Consider the following 15,920-nt stretch of genomic DNA (forward strand, 5'->3'; position numbering starts at 1 on the left):
CCCGTCAGGGTGGGAGCTGGCCGTCCTCGGGGGCCAGGTCCCAGTACTCCCGGCAGGTGTGGGCCTTCAGCCGCCCGTTCCTGCCGGGAGCCACGTGGGCGATCTCCACGGCCCAGACCTCCGGGCTCAGCCGGGCCGTACAGGTGATCTGGGCCATGGCCGCCCTGGAGATCTTCCATCCGCTGACGAACAGGCGCACGCGCAGGCTCAGCGTGCTGTCCGGGTCGTTGCGGCTGCCCTCGTACGGCGAGTACCTCACGAGCTGCGTCTGGGCCGGTGAAAGCCCGGTCAGCGCGGTGGACAGGCGGTTCGCGGGCCGTCCGCTCGCCTTGAACAACGCGTCGAGGACGTCGTTGACGTGCGCGGACCGCGCCGCGACGCGGGCGGGCCGCAGCTTGCCGTCCCGCAGCAGGTAGATCGTGACGAGGGTCGGGGTGCCGCTGATGGCCGGCGCCGGGCCGGCGTCGACCACCTCGCTCGGCCCGACCCCGCAGGCCGCGGAGGCCGCCAGCAGGGCCGTGAGCAGGGTGGCGATCAGGGTCGTGCGCAGGGTTGCACGCAGGCCCGCCGTCCCGGCCCGCCGTCCCCGGCCGTGTCCGATACCGGTCATGGCGTGGGGATCCACAGCCGGAAGAGGATGCCGGGCTCGCGGCGCTCCGCCGTGACCGAGCCGTCGTGCAACTCGGCGTTGGCCCTGGCGATGGCCAGGCCGAGGCCGCTGCCCACGCTCCGCGCCCGGTCGGCGCCCGCCTTGTAGAAGCGCTCGAAGACGTGCGGGAGGGCGTGCTCCGGGATGCCCTTCCCGTGGTCGCGCACGGTCACCTCCAGGCCCCTCGACGCGTCGGGGCGGACGCGCACCCGGGCGGTGACCACGACCGGCGGCGCGCCGTGGTTGAGCGCGTTGCCGACGAGGTTGGCCACGATCACGTCGAACCTCCGGATGTCCAGCGAGAAGGTGAGGCCGACGGGCACGGTGAGCTTCACCTTGTCGGCCCAGCCCCGCACCTCCAGGCAGTCCGCCAGGGCGTCGCCCACGTCGACGGTCTCCCGGTGGAGCCTGGCGGCGCCCGCGTCCAGCCTGCTGATCTCGATGAGGTGCTCGACCAGCACCCGGAGCCGGCCGATCTCGCGGACGACGATCCGGACGGCCTCCCCGGCGTCGTCCGGCAGGTTCTCGGCGTCCTCCGAGAGCATGTCGGTGACCGCCGTCATCGCCGTCAGCGGGGTGCGCAGCTCGTGGGAGACGTCGGCGACGAACCGGCGCGACATCGACTCCAGCGTCCGCAGCTCGCCGACCGTCTCCTCCAGCGCCGCCGCCGTCTCGTTGAACGTCGCGGTCAGCTCCGCCAGTTCGTCCCTGCCGCGTACGGGCAGCCGGACGTGCAGGTCGCCCGAGCCGAGCGCGCGGGCGGCGGCGCCGAGCCGGCGCACCGGCAGCAGCACGCGCCGGGCCGACAGCAGGGCCAGGGTCAACGCCAGGACGAGGGTGATCCCCCCGGCCTGCGCGAGGGCCGTCCGCAGGCGGGAGAGGACGGCGTCCTCCTCCGACAGGGGGACGAACACGTACGCCGTCAGGCCGGTCGGCCGCACCACCCCCTGGCCGGTCTCCCGCTGGATCTGCGTGGCCACGATCAGCCACGGCCGGCGCCTGAGGAGCACCCGCTGGTGGACCAGCCGCCCGGCCGCCTGCTCGCGCAGCCGGCGGGGCACGTCGGCGATGGTGAACTCGAAGCCGGGGCTGGTCCGCAGGAGCCGGCCGTACGTCACGATCACGGTGCGTTCCGGCGCCTCCAGCGCGTGCACGACCTGGCCGAGGTCGTCCTCGGTGACGGTGGCGTCGCTCGGCCAGACCACGTCGCTCACTCCGATCGGCAGGGTGGTCCTGGACAGCGTCTCGCGCACGTCGGCGACCGCGCCCCGCTCGGCGCGGTCCAGCAGGCCGCGGCGGACGATCTGGTATCCGAGGCCGGTGACGACGGCGGAGGCGGTGATCGCCACCAGCAGGAAGGTGATCACCAGCCGCCCCCGCAGCCCCGAGGGCAGCCAGGTCATGGCGGACTGAAGCGGTATCCGAAGCCGCGCACGGTGTGGATGTAGACGGGGTCGGCGGGCACCGGTTCGACCTTGGCGCGGATGCGCTGCACGCAGGCGTCGACCAGCCGGGAGTCGGCCACGTGCGTGTGGTCCCAGACGGCGCGCAGGAGATAGCGGCGGGTGAGGACCTGGCCGGGACGGCGGACCAGTTCGAGCAGCAGGCGCAGTTCGGTCGGGGTGAGGTGGATCTCCCGGCCGGCCAGGCTCACCTTCAGCGCGCCGCGGTCGATCACCAGGTCGCCGAAGACGAGCCGGTCGGGCGAGGCAGACTCCAGCCGGCGCAGGATGGCCCGGATGCGGGCGTCCAGCACGCGGGGCTCGACCGGCTTGACCACGTAGTCGTCCGCGCCGGCCTCCAGCCCGACCACCACGTCGAGGTCGTCGCCCCGGGCGGTGAGCAGGATGATCGGCAGGGGGTCGAGCCTGCGGATGCGGCGGCACACCTCCACGCCGTCGATGCCCGGCAGCATGACGTCGAGGATCGCGATCTCGGGACGCCGGGTGCGTATGTGGTCGAGCGCCTCCTCGCCCGTGGCGTACGCGGTCACCGCGTGGCCCTGCCGGGTGAGCGCGAGTTCGAGCCCGGTGCGGACCGAAGGGTCGTCTTCGACCAGGAGAATGCCTGCCACCTGGTCATTATGCGACGTACACAATGATTCCCCTATTCGTCCCAATATCGATGCCGGGTTGTCACGAGACGAGGTGTGACCAAAATCACACCGGCGGGGAAAGCGCATGTGATCGGTGGTGGGGTCAAGACGTCACCAAACAGGTACCACGATTCGGTTGCGGACCACCCCCCGGGACAGGGCAAGCTCATTGGCCGTGAGCTCTGGTCAGCAGTTGAAGGATCGCCCCCGCGCCTCCCGGTCCCGACGGGGCGGAAACGGCCGTTCCGGCCCCGGCTGGCTGACACCAAAGCGGATCGCGATCCTCGGCGTCTCGGTGGCCGTGCTCGCCGGGGGGACGTTCTACACGGTCCGTACGGCCGTCGACCACGCCAACGCGCCCGCCAAGCCCCTGGAGCCGGGCGACTTCCTGGCCCTCGACCCCGCCAAGCCCGACCCCGAGGCCGACACGCTGAAGGAGAACGCGGTCCAGGCCCTGCGCAAGGACCGGCTGGAGAAGGCCCGCGACCGTTCTAAGGTCCTCGACCCCGTCGACATCGTGGAGAAGGCCCCCGGCGGTGCCGGCCTGCCGCCCGCGAACTTCCCGCCCGGATCGACCCCCGACCCCGGCAGCAACAAGGCCCTCGGCAAGCAGATGGCCGAGGCGCGCGGCTGGGGCGGCGAGTGGGGCTGCCTGGAGAAGCTGTGGGACAGGGAGAGCCACTGGAACGAGCGGGCCATGAACCGCTACAGCGGCGCGTACGGCATCCCCCAGTCGCTCCCCGGCAGCAAGATGGCGAGCGCGGGCGCCGACTGGCAGACCAACCCCGCCACCCAGATCAAGTGGGGGCTCGGCTACATCGCCGGCCGCTACAAGACGCCCTGCGGCGCCTGGGCCCACTCCCAGTCCACCGGCTGGTACTAGGTCGTGTCTGATAAATCAAGCCCTGCTGCGCGTGGCCCAGGCGGCGCCTCGCTGCGTTGTCGTCGTCGCCGATAACGCTGTTATCGGCTCCTCCTCCGCCTTGCGATGCATCCACCTGGATCCACGCTCGCGACGGGCAGCATTTATCAGACACTCCTGATCCGCCGGACGGCTCCGCGAAACTCTGGTCAGGGTTGGTCGATCCTTCGGCAAGCCCGCGCGTCCGGCGGGGCCCGCGCTGCACCCTTGGCCTCATGGGTGTGAAGGTCAGCGTGGTTATGCCCGTGTCCAACCCCGGGCTCTCGAACGACGACTTCGGTGCCGCCGTGCGTTCGGTGCTGGAGCAGTCGCTGCCGCCGGACGAGTACGAGGTCGTCTTCGCCGACGACGGGTCGACGGACGGGACCCGCAGGCGGCTCGACGCCATCGCCGGGCAGCGCGGAAACGTGCGGGTCCTGCACCTCGACCACACCGGCTCGCCCGCGCGCGGGCGCAACGTCGGCCTGTCCGTGGCCCGCGGCGAGTACGTCTACCTGCTCGGCCAGTACGACAGGCTGGAGCCGCACGCGCTGGAGCGGATGTACGACCGGGCGGTGGAGACCGACGCCGACGTCCTGATCGGCAGGCTGGCCGACGGCGGACCGCCCCCGGCCGCGTTCGCCCACGACCACGACCGGGCGGACGTGCTGCGCGACCACCTCCTCGCGCTGCCCACCGCGCACAAGCTGTTCAGCCGGGAGTTCCTGGAGACGTGTCAGCTCCGCTTCGCCGACCGGCCGCTGTCGGAGCAGGCCTTCGTGACCCGGGCGTACCTCGCCGCGAAGGTGGTCGCGGTGCTGTCCGACGAGATCTGCTGCCATCTCGGCCCGGCCGCGCCGGGCACGGCGGGGGAGGAGCGGCTCGACGCCGAGGCGCTCTTCGACGGGCTGAACGCGGTCTTCGACGTGGTGGACGCCTGCACCGAGCCGGGATCCCAGCGCCGGCGGATCCACGCCCACTGGTACCGGGCGCTCGGGCTGCGCCGTCTCGCGGGGCCGCGCTTCCTCGCCGCGGAGCCCGACGAGCGGATGGTCCTGTTCTCCTTCCTGCGCCGGTTCACGCTCGACCGGTTTCCCCCGGAGCTCGACGTCCACCTGCCCGCGCACCTGCGCGCCCGTACGGCGCTGCTGCGGCAGGACCGGCTCGACGCGCTGCTCGCCCTCGCCGAGGCGTCGCGGGGCACCGGGATCAGCGCGGAACTGCGCGGGCTCCGCTGGGACCGGGGCGCGCTCCTGCTCGACCTGAGCGTCGAGGTGCTGCGGCCGGGCGGGAGCCCGCTCTGGCTGCGCCAGCGCGGCGACCGGCTGCTGTGGACGCCGCCGGCGGCCCTGGAGGGACTGCTCGACGGGCTGCTCGGCGACGAGGAGGCCGACGTGACCGAGGCGGTGCGCCGGGCGCGGGTGGAGGTCTGCGTACGGCACGCGGAGACCGGGGTGACATACGCCCTGCCGGTCGACTGCTCGGTCGGCCAGGCGACGGTGGGCCAAGCGACGGTGGGCGCGGGCACGGCGGCGGGCGGCCGGGGGCGTACGGTCGGTGAGGGGCAGGCGCGGGTCTGGGTGAACGGCCAGGCGCGCCTCGACGTCGGCTCGGCGGCTCTCGGCCGGTCGTTGCCCGCCGGGCTGTGGGAGATCCACGTGCGGCTGCGGGGCCTGCCGGGGGGCCGGGCCCGGATCGTCCGCCCCACGCATCCGATGAGCTGCGCGGGCGCCCTCGCCGGGGAGCCCGGGCGGCTGGTCGTGCCGTGCTGGTCGGAACGTGGCGAGCTGGGCGTGTGCGTGGAGCCGAGGTCGTTCCCCGAGTCGATCGCGCTGGTCTCGTCCCGGGCCACCGTGGCCCGGCAGGAGGGGCACGTCTTCGTCGTCGTGCCCGTGCCGTACGTGCCGCCGAGCGGCGGCCCGCCGGCCGAGCTGGTGCTGCGCGAGCAGGACGGGCGCGGGCGCAGCATGGTCGTGCCCGCGCTGGTCGAGCCGGGGATTCCCGGCCGGGTGGCCGGGCAGCTCGTCGCGCGAGTGCCGGTGAGCCGGCTCGGCGGCGACGACTGCCTCGGCCCCGGCCTCTGGCGGCCCGCCCTGCGGATCGGGCAGAGGGACGTCGACCTGCTGTTCGGGCTGACGATCCGCCGCGGCGGGCAGGCGTCCGTCCTGCCCGCCGGAACCCCGCCGCGGGCGCCCTCGCCGCTGCGCCGCCTCGCCGTACGGGTGCTGCGCGACCGCCGCTGAACGGACCGGCCGGGGACCAAATGGGGATCAGCCCCGCAGGTGGGCGAGCAGCGCCGCGCGGAACTCGGCGGGCCGGTCGAGGTGCGGGCCGTGGCCCGCGCCCTCGACGACCACTTCGCGGTAGGCGCCGTAGCGCTCCAGGACGGCCCGCGTCTGGGCGACCATCGGCTGGGCGGGCGTGCCGTCCCAGCCGGGCACGGCCCCGATCGCGCCGAGATGCGCGAGGTCGAACAGCGAGGTGTCCGACACGATCACGTCCTGGTCGCCCCTGATCCACAGGATCGGCGGCTTGGGGTCGATCTCGTGCAGGTCGTCGATCCGGAAGTTCGTCGGCGCGATCGAGTTGAGCACGCCGCGCTTGCCGGGCGCGAGGTTCGGCCAGACGTCGGAGGGCAGGGAGTCGCCGGGGTAGTGGTCGTCGCCCACCCGGGTGGACAGCATCGACTCGACGAACGCGTCCTCCTCCTCGCCGAGGTCGGTGCCGGGCGCGACGTACGTGGCGCGCAGCACCGACCGGGGCGAGAGCGGGGAGCCGTCCGAGCGGTCGCCCTCCCGCAGCAGCCGCACGAACTCGGGGTTGGCCCCGCCGCCGCCCGAGCCCACGCCGTCGGGCGAGTTGAGCGTGCCGTCCACGCCCGTCGTGCCGCCGAAGCCGTACGGCGAGACGGGGTTGACCAGCGTCAGGCTGCGGACCGCGGCCGGCCGGTCGCGCAGGACCTGCATGACCACCCCGCCGCCGAGGCTCCACCCGACGAGGTGCACGGGCCCGAGCCGGTCGAGCAGCGCGAGCACGTCGTCGGAGTAGTCGCGCACGCCCCGGCTCGCGTCCACCGGCTCGGGATCGGAGCCGCCGAACCCCCGCAGGTCCACCGCGTACGGCCGGAACCCCTCGCCGAGCGAGGTCATCGTGGACCGCCAGAACGCGCTGCAGGAGACGTTGCCGTGCACGAACAGCACCGGCTCGCCCGACGTCCCGGGCACGGACAGGACGTTCAGGGTGAGACGGTCCGTGCGGATCCGCTCGGCCGTGACGGGCAGGGTCATGGTGTTGCTCCCAGTGTGCAGGTGTTCTCGAGATCGCCCGTGGCCGGGCGGGGCAGGGTGGCGCTCGGAGGCGGTGTCGTGCCCCTGCCGATCCACGCCTCCAGCGCGGTGAACGCGCTGCGGAAGCAGGGCAGCAGAGGCCGCAGCCGGTCGGGGAAGGCGGGGTAGAGGCTGTCGACGTGGGTGCCGTCCTCGACCCGGTAGTAGCGGAGCAGCCGGTCGCGGTGCCGGTCGCCGATCATCTTGGCGTAGACGTCGGAATCTACGCGGATCGGCAGCAGCGCGTCCAGGGTGCCGTGCACGATGACCAGCGGCTTCTTGATCTTCCCGGTGAGGCTCACCCGCGCCATCGCCTGCTTCACGGCCGCGGGCCGGGAGGCGTAGTCGTAGTCGGTGTCGCAGCCGGGCGTGCCGGAGGCGCAGAACGGCGTGCCCGCCTCGGTGCCGCCGTCGTAGGCGGGGTCGAACTCCTCGCGGAAGACGCGCTGGGTGAAGTCCCAGTAGTACTGGTAGTGGAACGGCCACAGGAAGTCGGACTCGGGGGCGAAGCCCGCCGCCGCGATCCCGGCGGTGTCGCCCTTCGCGTACGCGCGCAGCGCGGACGGCAGGAACGTCAGCAGGTTGGGGCCTTCGGGGGTGAAGAGTGTGCCCTCCCAGTCGACGCCGCCGTCGAACAGGTCGGGGCGGTTCTCGATCTGCCAGCGGACCAGGTAGCCGCCGTTCGACTGGCCGGCCGCGATCGTCGTGCGGGCCGGCCTGCCGTACCGCTGCCGGACGACGGCCTTCGCGGCGACGGCCAGTTCGCTGACCCTGCGGTTCCACTCGGCCACCGCGTCCCCGGGCCGTACGCCGTCGCGGTAGAACGCCGGGCCGGTGTTGCCCTTGTCGGTCGCGGCGTACGCGTAGCCCTTCGCCAGCGCCCAGTCGGAGATCGTGAAGTCGTTGGCGTAGGTCTCCCGGTTGCCGGGCGACCCGGCGACCACCAGGCCGCCGTTCCACCGCTCGGGCAGCCGGATCACGAACTGCGCGTCGTGGTTCCAGCCGTGGTTGGTGTTCCCCTGCGAGGTGTCGGGAAAGTAGCCGTCGATCTGCGTGCCGGGGACGCCGGAGGGGTTGACGGCCCCGGCCGAGTTGAGCCCCGACCAGTCCGCCTGGTCGGTGTGCCCGGAGGCCAGGGTGCCCTTCGTGGTGAGGTCGGCCAGGCAGGCGGTCACCTGCTTCTCCGCGCCCGGCACGGTCACCGCCGGGCACGCCCCGGGCGGCGTGGCCCGGGCGGGAAGGGCGGCGGCCACGAGGGGCAGGGCCGCCGTCAGCGCGGCCAGGCCGGCGAGACGCCCGCGCCGAATCATGTCTTTCCCTCGCATCAGGCCTCTTTCGTGATGACAGCGGCCCGGGCGGCGCCGGAGGCCGGTTCGATCGCCGACAGGTCGCGGTCGCGGGTCTCCCTGGAGGCGACCACCGCGACCACGGTGAGCACCGCCGCCACGACCACGTAGACCGAGACCGGCACGCTCGATCCGTACGCGTCGAGCAGCGCCACCGCGATCAGCGGGGCCACGCCGCCGGCCGCGATCGAGGCGAGCTGGTAGCCGATCGACACGCCCGAGTAACGCATCCGCGTGGCGAACAGCTCCGAGAAGAAGGCCGCCTGCGGGCCGTACATCGCGCCGTGCAGCACCAGGCCGACCGTCACGGCCACGGTGACCAACGCGAAGTTCCTGGTGTCGATCAGCGGGAAGAACGCGAAGGCCCACAGGCCCACGCCGACGGCGCCGAGCAGGTAGACCGGCCGGCGGCCGAGCCGGTCGGACAGCGCGCCCCACAGGGGGATCGTGACGAAGTGGACCGCCGAGCCCATCAGCACGGCGTTGAGCACGGTGCCCTTGGGCAGGCCCGCCGTGGTGGTGCCGTAGACCAGCACGAACGCGGTGATGATGTAGTAGGAGACGTTCTCGGCCATCCGGGCGCCCATCGCCACCAGCACGTCGCGCCAGTGGTGGCGCAGCACCCCGAGGATGGGCGCGGTGGGCGCGGGCTCCTGACGGGCCAGCGCCTCCTGGAACACCGGCGACTCGGTGACCGTGATCCTGATCCACAGGCCGATCAGCACGAGCACGCCGGACAGCAGGAACGCGACCCGCCAGCCCCAGGCGAGGAACGCGTCGTCCGGCTGCACCGCGGCCAGCAGCGCCAGCACGCCGACGGCGATCAGGTTGCCGCCGGGAGCGCCGGCCTGCGGCCAGGACGCCCAGAAGCCCCGGTTGCGGGGGTCGCCGTGCTCGGAGACCAGCAGCACCGCGCCGCCCCACTCGCCGCCGAGGGCGAAGCCCTGCACCAGGCGGAGGAGGGTCAGCAGCAGGGGCGCGGCCACGCCCAGGGTGGCGTACGTCGGCAGCAGGCCGATCAGGAACGTCGCGCCGCCCATCATCAGCAGGCTGATGACGAGCAGCCGCTTGCGGCCGAGCCGGTCGCCGTAGTGGCCGAAGACGAGCCCGCCGAGGGGCCGGGCGACGAAGCCGACGGCGTAGGTGAGGAACGCGAGAAGCGTGCCGACCCGCTCGTCGTAGGTGGGGAAGAACAGTTTGTTGAAGACCAGGGCCGCGGCGGAGCCGTAGAGGAAGAAGTCGTACCACTCGATCGTCGTGCCGATCAGGCTGGCCCCGACGACCTTGCCGATCCGGGCAGGTGGGGTGTGTGCCATGGGAACTCCTCCGATGGGGGGTTCCGCCACGGTACGCAGTGACCGGGGTCACTCCTATGGGGCGGTTCCACACACCTCACGCGTCGGGCATGTGGGTCCTGAGCCGGTGCAGCCGCAGGGCGAGCTGGATCTCCAGCGCGTGGTCGGGCTCCTGCCAGTCCACCCCCAGCAGCTGCCCCACCCGGTCGAGCCGCTGGGTGACCGTGTTGACGTGGATGTGCAGCGCCTCGGCCGTGCGCGACAGCGAGCCGCCGGTGCCGAAGTAGGCGGTCAGCGTCGTCACCAGGGCGGTGCCCCGCCGCGCGTCGTAGTCGAGGACCGGCCCGAGCACCCCGGAGAGGAAACCCGCCACCTCGCGCCGCTCGCCGACCAGGAGGCCCACGAAGCCCAGCTCCTCGGCGCTCGCGCCGTCGCCCGTACGGCCCAGCGCCACGAGCGCGCCGGCGCAGCGCCGCGCCTCGGCGTAGGCCGCGGCGACCGACGTCACCGGCCCGCCACCGGGCTCACCGGCCTGACCGGTCCGACCCGCATCCTGACCGGCACCCGGGCCGGCGGCGGGGGCGGCCCCGGCCGTCGCGGGCCGCCCGAGCGAGGCGGTCAGCTCGGCCGCGACGCGCCGGGCCAGCGCGCCCGGCCGGTCGCCGGGCAGCAGCAGCACCACCTCGTCGCCCCGCGCCGCGGCCAGGCCGTGGGCGAGCGTCGCCTGCGACGAGGCCCAGAAGGCGGCCCGCTCCCGCTGCCCGTCGTGCCGGGCCACGACCAGCACGTGCGGCGCGTCGAGGTCGACGCCGAGCCGCCGCGCCCGGTCGCGCAGCCCGCGCAGCTCGGGCCGGGAGACCAGGTCGTCGAGCAGCTCCCCGCGCACCCGCCCCTCGGCCTCGGCCACGCTGCGCCGGAACAGCAGCAGCAGGGCGGTGACGAGCGCGGCGCGCTCCAGGATGCGCTGGTCGGTGTCGGACACCGGCCGGTCCGTCCGCAGCACCAGCGTGCACAGCGGCGCCGCCCCGACGTCCACGGAGGCGACGTACGCGTCGCCGCGCTTGACCGTGCGGCCGAGCGCGCGCGACGACTGGGCGGCGTCGAAGACGCCCGCGTCGAGCTCGCGGGCCTCGCCGACCAGCGGGCGGCCCTCGTCGTCCAGCACGGTCAGGCGTCCGCCCAGCACCTCCGTGACCACCGCGGCGACGTCCTCCACGCCGCCGCCGCGCAGCACCAGCCCGGTCATCCGGTCGTGCGCGTCGGCGGCCCGCTCGATCGCCTGACTGTGCGCGCTGATCACCGCGTTCGCCCCGCTCAGCTCGGCGAGCGCGGCGCGGGTCTCCTGCAGCAGCCGGGCGGTGTCGATGGCGACGGCCGCGTGCGCCGCCAGCGAGCACAGCAGCGCGACCTCCTCCTGGGCGAACGGCCGGGCGCTGCGGTTGGCCGCGAACAGCACCCCGATCACCTGGGGGCCCAGCCGCAGCGGCACCCCGAGGATCGCGACCAGTCCCTCCTCCTGGACCGCGCCGTCGATGGTCGTCGTGTGCCGGAAGCGCGGGTCGGCGAAGTAGTCGGCCGTGTTGTACGGCGTGCCCGTCTGGGCCACCAGCCCGCCGAGCCCGGCGCCCATCGCGAGGCGCAGCCGCCGGAAGTCGGCCGAGATGGACCCGTCGGTCACCCGCATGTAGGTGTCGCCGCGCTCGGGGTCGTTCAGCGTCATGTACGCGATGTCGGTTCCGAGCAGCTGCCTGGCCCGGTGGACGATCGCCTCCAGCACGGCGTCGAGGTCGCGCAGCCCGGCCAGGTCGCCCGCGGTGTCGAACAGCGCCGACAGCTCGGCCTCCCGCCGGGCCCGCCGGCGCAGCATCGCCCGCACCTTCAGCGCGGCGACCTTGGCCTGCTCCAGCTCCTCCAGCGTGGCCGCGTCGGCGCCGGCCGCCCTGGCCTGGAGGATCGGGCCCTCGAACTCGAGCGCCGACGCCTCCCGCGCGAGCAGGTCGAGGTACGCGCGGGCGCCCTCCGCGGACGCCGGGGCCGGAGTGGTCAGCGGGCGCTCCATCCGCCGTCGATGGGGATGGACGCGCCGGTGACGAACGACCCCGCCGGCCCGCACAGGTAGGCGACCATCTCGGCGACCTCGTCCGGCTCGATCAGCCGCTTGATCGCCGCCGGGGCGAGCATGATCTGCTCCACGACCTCGTCCGGGCCGATCCCGTGCGTACGCGCCTGGTCGGCGATCTGGTTCTCCACCAGCGGCGTGCGCACGTAGGCGGGGTTGACGCAGTTGGAGGTCACCCCGTGGGCAGCCCCTTCGAGGGCGATCACCTTCGACAGGCCCTCCAGCGCGTGCTTGGCCGTCACGTACGCCGCCTTGTACGGCGAGGCCCGCAGGCCGTGGACGGAGGAGATGTTGACGATCCGGCCCCAGCCGCGCTCGTACATGCCCGGCAGCACGGCCCGGGCGAGCAGGAACGGCGCCTCGACCATCACCCGCATGATCGCGCCGAAGATCTCGGGCGGGAACTCCTCGATCGGGGCCACATGCTGGAACCCCGCGTTGTTCACCACGATGTCGGCCCGCAGGCGGGTGTCCGGCGACGGCGGCAGCTGACCCCGCCAGGCCACCAGGAACTCCGGATCGGAGAGGTCGACGGTCACCGGCGTCCCGCCGATCTCGGCGGCCACCTTGCCCGCGGCCTCGGCGTTGACGTCCGCGACGACGACGTGCGCGCCCTCGGCGGCCAGGCGGCGGGCACACGCCCGGCCGATGCCGCTCCCCGCGCCGGTGACCAGGGCCGTACGGCCTTCAAGGCTCATGCTGCCTCACGATAGGAACCACATCGGGCGAGGCACATGGCGGCCGGCGACATAGATCTCCGGCCTCCTATGTGGGCCGGGTCATCGAGAGGACGTCGAGGGCCTCGTCGAGTTGCTGCTCGGTCAGCGCGCCGCTCGCCACGTGGCCGCGCTCGATGACGACCTCCCGGATCGTCCGGCGCTCTCTGAGCGCCTGCTTGGCGATCTTCGCGGCCTCCTCGTACCCGACGTACCGGTTGAGCGGGGTGACGATGGACGGCGACGACTCGGCGTACTCGCGGAGGCGGTCCACGTTGGCGGTGATCCCGCTGACGCAGCGGTCGGCGAGCAGCCGGGAGACGTTCGCCAGCAGCCGGATCGACTCCAGCACGTTGCGCGCCATCACGGGCAGCATGACGTTCAGCTCGAACGCGCCCGAGGCCCCGGCCACCGTGACGGCCGCGTCGTTGCCCACCACCTGGGCGGCCACCATCGTGACGGCCTCGGGGATCACCGGGTTGACCTTCCCCGGCATGATCGACGATCCCGGCTGGAGGTCGGGGAGATTGATCTCGGCGAGCCCGGCCCGGGGGCCCGACCCCATCCACCTCAGGTCATTGGCGATCTTGTTGAGGGAGACGGCGATCACCTTGAGCACGCCCGACAGCTCGACCAGGCCGTCCCGCGCGCCCTGCGCCTCGAAGTGGTCCCTGGCCTCGGTGAACGGCAGTCCGGTCTCCCGGCTCAGCTCGCCGATCACCGCCTGCGCCCACCCGGGGCCGGGCACGTTCACCCCGGTGCCCACCGCCGTGCCGCCCAGCGGCAGCTCGGCCAGGCGCGGCAGCGCGGCCTGCAGCCGTTCGAGGGCCAGTTCGATCTGGGTGGAGTAGCCGCCGAACTCCTGGCCGAGCGTGACCGGCGTCGCGTCCATGAGGTGCGTGCGGCCCGACTTCACCACGTCGGCGAACTCCGCCGCCTTCTCCTCCAGCGCCGTGGCCAGGTGCTCCAGCGCCGGCGTGAGCTCGTGCACCACCGCGTACGCCGCCGCGACGTGGATGGAGGACGGGAAGACGTCGTTCGACGACTGGGCGGCGTTGACGTGGTCGTTCGGGTGGACGGGACGGCCCAGCCGCTCCTGTGCGAGCGTGGCGACGACCTCGTTCATGTTCATGTTGGAGGAGGTGCCAGACCCGGTCTGGAAGACGTCCACGGGGAACTGGTCGTCCCAGCGGCCCTCGGCGACCTCCGCGGCCGCGTCCCGGACGGCCCGCGCCATGTCCTCGTCGATCACGCCGTACTCGGCGTTGACCTTCGCGCAGGCGGCCTTGATCCGGGCCAGCGCCGCGATGTGGGCGGGCTCCAGGCCCCGGCCCGACACGGGGAAGTTCTCCACCGCGCGTTGCGTCTGCGCCCGCCACCTCGCACGGGCGGGCACCCGCACCTCGCCCATGGAATCGTGCTCGATGCGGAATTCGTCCATGCCTCAGTCCTTCGGCCGCTCGTCGATGCCCTTCCTGCCCGGAACCACGGCCCTCCGAACGTGGTGCCGGGCACAGGGAGGGCTCGACGACAGGGCCGTCTCAGCCGAGGTCAGCGCCGGGCGTACAGCCCTCTGCGGCGCATGATCACGGCGAAGGCGCCGAGGGCGAGGACCGCCACCAGGACGATGACCCCGATCTTGAGCAGGGAGTCCGACGAGTCACCGCTGTCCGCCACGGCCGCCCTGTCGCGGGTGAGCGCCTCGGCCGCGGCCATCGGCGAGGCCGCGAGGTCCTTCGCCGTCACCTTCGTCGTCGCGCGTGCCTTGGAAGGCTTGGTGGCGGTGACGGTGACGCTCCACTCGCCGTTCGGCAGCGGCTCCGCGGGCTGGTAGACGTTCTGGCCCTCGGACGCGGACCTGAGCTCCACGGGCCCGAAGGAACGGCCGTCGGCCGACGTGGCGGTCAGCGTCGCCTCGACGACCTCCTCGACGGGCTGGCCGTTCTTCTTCCAGGTGGCCAGCACGTTGACGTTGTGGCCGCCGTCACCGATCACCTCCAGCTTGATCGGTCCGTTGTCGGCGGCGGCCGCCGATGCGCCGAGCACCAGCACGAGCCCGGCCAGCAGCAGGGTCACGGCGTGGCGCAGTGTCTTGTTCACGAGTGGTGCTGCCCTTCAGGTTGTCTCAGGGGTCGTCTCGAAGTCGTTTCGGTTCGTGGTCTGGTCGTGGTTGGGGTCGGGGTCGGGGAGAGGTCGTGGACGCGCCGGGCGCTCACGCCTTGAGCGGTGTGCCGTTGAGGAGGAGCAGCTTCTGGATGCGCCTGCGGCGCAGGACAGCCGATATCCGGACGGCGAGCACGACAAGGAGGAGGAAGACGAGGAGGGCGAGCTGCGGCCACGGCAGCGCCCACAGCGAGGTGCCGCTCGCCACCCGTTCGGCGGTGATGCCCGGGAGCGGCTTACCCGCGGGAGCGGGGATCGCCATGATCGTCGTGTCGATCGATCCCATCGGCCAGGCGCCGGTCACCCGTGCGCTGAACGTGCGGCTGCCGCCCGGCATGATCTCCCTGGCCTTGGCCTCGGACTTGTCGTCCCAGCTGCTCTCGCCCACGAGCGTGGACGTCAGGACCCGGGCGTCCGGTGTCAGCCGGACGTTGCCGACGTTGGCGAGGGTGTAGCTCACGTCGACCGTACCCGGGGCGAAGGGGTTCCACGACCAGTGGTAGTCGGCCCGCAGATCGGTCACGGCGACCTTGGCCACGTAGTTGCCGGTCACCCGGATGTTCAGCCGGACGCCCACCCGGTTCTGGACCCGCACCTGGCCGGAGATGGTGTCGATGGACGCGGTGACCCCCGCGGGGTGGTCTCCCGGCGTCGCGTTCTGGGGAATCGAGACCTTGACGGGCACGACGGCGGTGGCTCCGCCCTCGATGGTCACCTTGTCGGGGATCTCGATCCACGAACCGCCGTCGGTCGGCTTGGCGTCCGACGGCCGCATGTCGAAGTAGCCCTTGGCGGTCAGATAACCGTCGTTGGCGTCGATGGCGAAGTCGACCGGCTGGGTGGAGCGGTTGATGACCGCGATGTGCTCGGTCACCTGCTGTCCGCCGGCGAGGTCGATGTCGATGACGCTGCGGCCGTCGGGGCCTTTGGCGTCGGCCGGCACGACCGACCAGGTGGTGTCGGCGCTCGCCGGGGTGGCGAATCCCACCAGGGCGACCAAGACGGTCGCGCCGACAGCGTGAAGCACGGCCAGGAGGGCGATGGCGCCCCGCGAACGGCTCTTGGTCACAGAGGTGTCTCCTGTCTCAATGCGGACGTCCGGAACGTTGAGTCAGACTCGCACACGTTCCGGACGTTTGCACTGGGGCGGTCCGTTCCTGCCTCCGGTCGGGATGTTCCCGGATGGGTCAGGACTGGTTGAAGAGGGAGAGGGTGAGGGTGGAGTGGTATTCGCCGGCGGCGACGTCGACGGGGGTGCGCAGGGCGAGGTCGGCGTTGACCTTGGAGGTGCCGATCTCGGTGGCGGAGTC

Annotated in this window: 13 protein-coding genes; 2 read left to right on the top strand and 11 right to left on the bottom strand. The window is 72.9% G+C overall.

From position 1 onward, the window contains the following. Positions 1-4 precede the first annotated feature (4 nt). The 3 genes from HHX37_RS23475 to HHX37_RS23485 are packed head-to-tail and all read right to left on the bottom strand — an operon-like array spanning position 5 to position 2,723. Positions 5-610 (bottom strand): hypothetical protein, encoded by a 606-nt coding sequence (locus tag HHX37_RS23475; RefSeq protein ID WP_182883358.1) that lies wholly within the window; start codon positions 608-610, stop codon positions 5-7. Next, the gene (locus tag HHX37_RS23480) at positions 607-2,052 is read right to left on the bottom strand and encodes a sensor histidine kinase (RefSeq protein WP_182883359.1); all 1,446 of its coding nucleotides are present in this window, start codon (positions 2,050-2,052) and stop codon (positions 607-609) included. The genes HHX37_RS23475 and HHX37_RS23480 overlap by 4 nt, the downstream gene beginning before the upstream one ends. After that, a complete protein-coding gene (locus tag HHX37_RS23485; protein WP_117409270.1) occupies positions 2,049-2,723 on the bottom strand; it encodes a response regulator transcription factor in 675 nt (224 codons plus the stop codon). Before HHX37_RS23485 ends, HHX37_RS23480 begins: the two co-directional genes overlap by 4 nt. A gap of 214 nt (positions 2,724-2,937) precedes the next feature. Between HHX37_RS23485 and HHX37_RS23490 the strand changes: the two genes are divergently transcribed. Both HHX37_RS23490 and HHX37_RS23495 read left to right on the top strand, forming a co-directional pair. After that, a complete protein-coding gene (locus HHX37_RS23490; RefSeq protein WP_225311981.1) occupies positions 2,938-3,627 on the top strand; it encodes a lytic transglycosylase domain-containing protein in 690 nt (229 codons plus the stop codon). A gap of 254 nt (positions 3,628-3,881) precedes the next feature. Next, positions 3,882-5,888: a glycosyltransferase family 2 protein gene (locus HHX37_RS23495; protein ID WP_182886753.1), complete on the top strand. Its 2,007-nt coding sequence runs from the start codon at positions 3,882-3,884 to the stop codon at positions 5,886-5,888. 27 nt (positions 5,889-5,915) lie between these two features. On the opposite strand, the gene HHX37_RS23500 is transcribed toward HHX37_RS23495, so the two are convergent. The 8 genes from HHX37_RS23500 to HHX37_RS23535 all read right to left on the bottom strand — a co-directional run bounded on the left by HHX37_RS23500 (position 5,916) and on the right by HHX37_RS23535 (position 15,679). Further along, complete coding sequence (locus HHX37_RS23500; protein WP_182886754.1) at positions 5,916-6,932, bottom strand: alpha/beta fold hydrolase; 1,017 nt, start codon at positions 6,930-6,932, stop codon at positions 5,916-5,918. Beyond that, positions 6,929-8,281 carry a 3-hydroxybutyrate oligomer hydrolase family protein gene (locus tag HHX37_RS23505; protein ID WP_259406668.1) on the bottom strand — a complete coding sequence of 451 codons (1,353 nt, stop codon included), beginning with the start codon at positions 8,279-8,281 and terminating at the stop codon, positions 6,929-6,931. The genes HHX37_RS23500 and HHX37_RS23505 overlap by 4 nt, the downstream gene beginning before the upstream one ends. A 14-nt stretch (positions 8,282-8,295) precedes the next feature. Further along, complete coding sequence (locus tag HHX37_RS23510; RefSeq protein WP_182886756.1) at positions 8,296-9,633, bottom strand: MFS transporter; 1,338 nt, start codon at positions 9,631-9,633, stop codon at positions 8,296-8,298. A gap of 76 nt (positions 9,634-9,709) precedes the next feature. After that, a complete protein-coding gene (locus HHX37_RS23515; RefSeq protein WP_182886757.1) occupies positions 9,710-11,671 on the bottom strand; it encodes a helix-turn-helix domain-containing protein in 1,962 nt (653 codons plus the stop codon). Continuing rightward, entirely contained in the window at positions 11,656-12,429 is a 774-nt protein-coding gene (locus tag HHX37_RS23520) for a 3-hydroxybutyrate dehydrogenase (RefSeq protein ID WP_182886758.1), read from the bottom strand. Before HHX37_RS23520 ends, HHX37_RS23515 begins: the two co-directional genes overlap by 16 nt. A 67-nt stretch (positions 12,430-12,496) precedes the next feature. After that, positions 12,497-13,888, bottom strand: coding sequence for a class II fumarate hydratase (locus tag HHX37_RS23525; protein ID WP_182886759.1), 1,392 nt, complete (start codon positions 13,886-13,888; stop codon positions 12,497-12,499). A gap of 110 nt (positions 13,889-13,998) precedes the next feature. Continuing rightward, positions 13,999-14,547 (bottom strand): hypothetical protein, encoded by a 549-nt coding sequence (locus tag HHX37_RS23530; RefSeq protein ID WP_138461773.1) that lies wholly within the window; start codon positions 14,545-14,547, stop codon positions 13,999-14,001. A 112-nt stretch (positions 14,548-14,659) separates the two neighbouring features. Beyond that, positions 14,660-15,679, bottom strand: coding sequence for a DUF916 domain-containing protein (locus tag HHX37_RS23535; protein ID WP_182886760.1), 1,020 nt, complete (start codon positions 15,677-15,679; stop codon positions 14,660-14,662). Between the last annotated feature and the right edge of the window lie 241 nt (positions 15,680-15,920).

The sequence above is a fragment of the Microbispora sp. H10885 genome (assembly GCF_014161415.1).
GTDB lineage: Bacteria > Actinomycetota > Actinomycetes > Streptosporangiales > Streptosporangiaceae > Microbispora > Microbispora triticiradicis.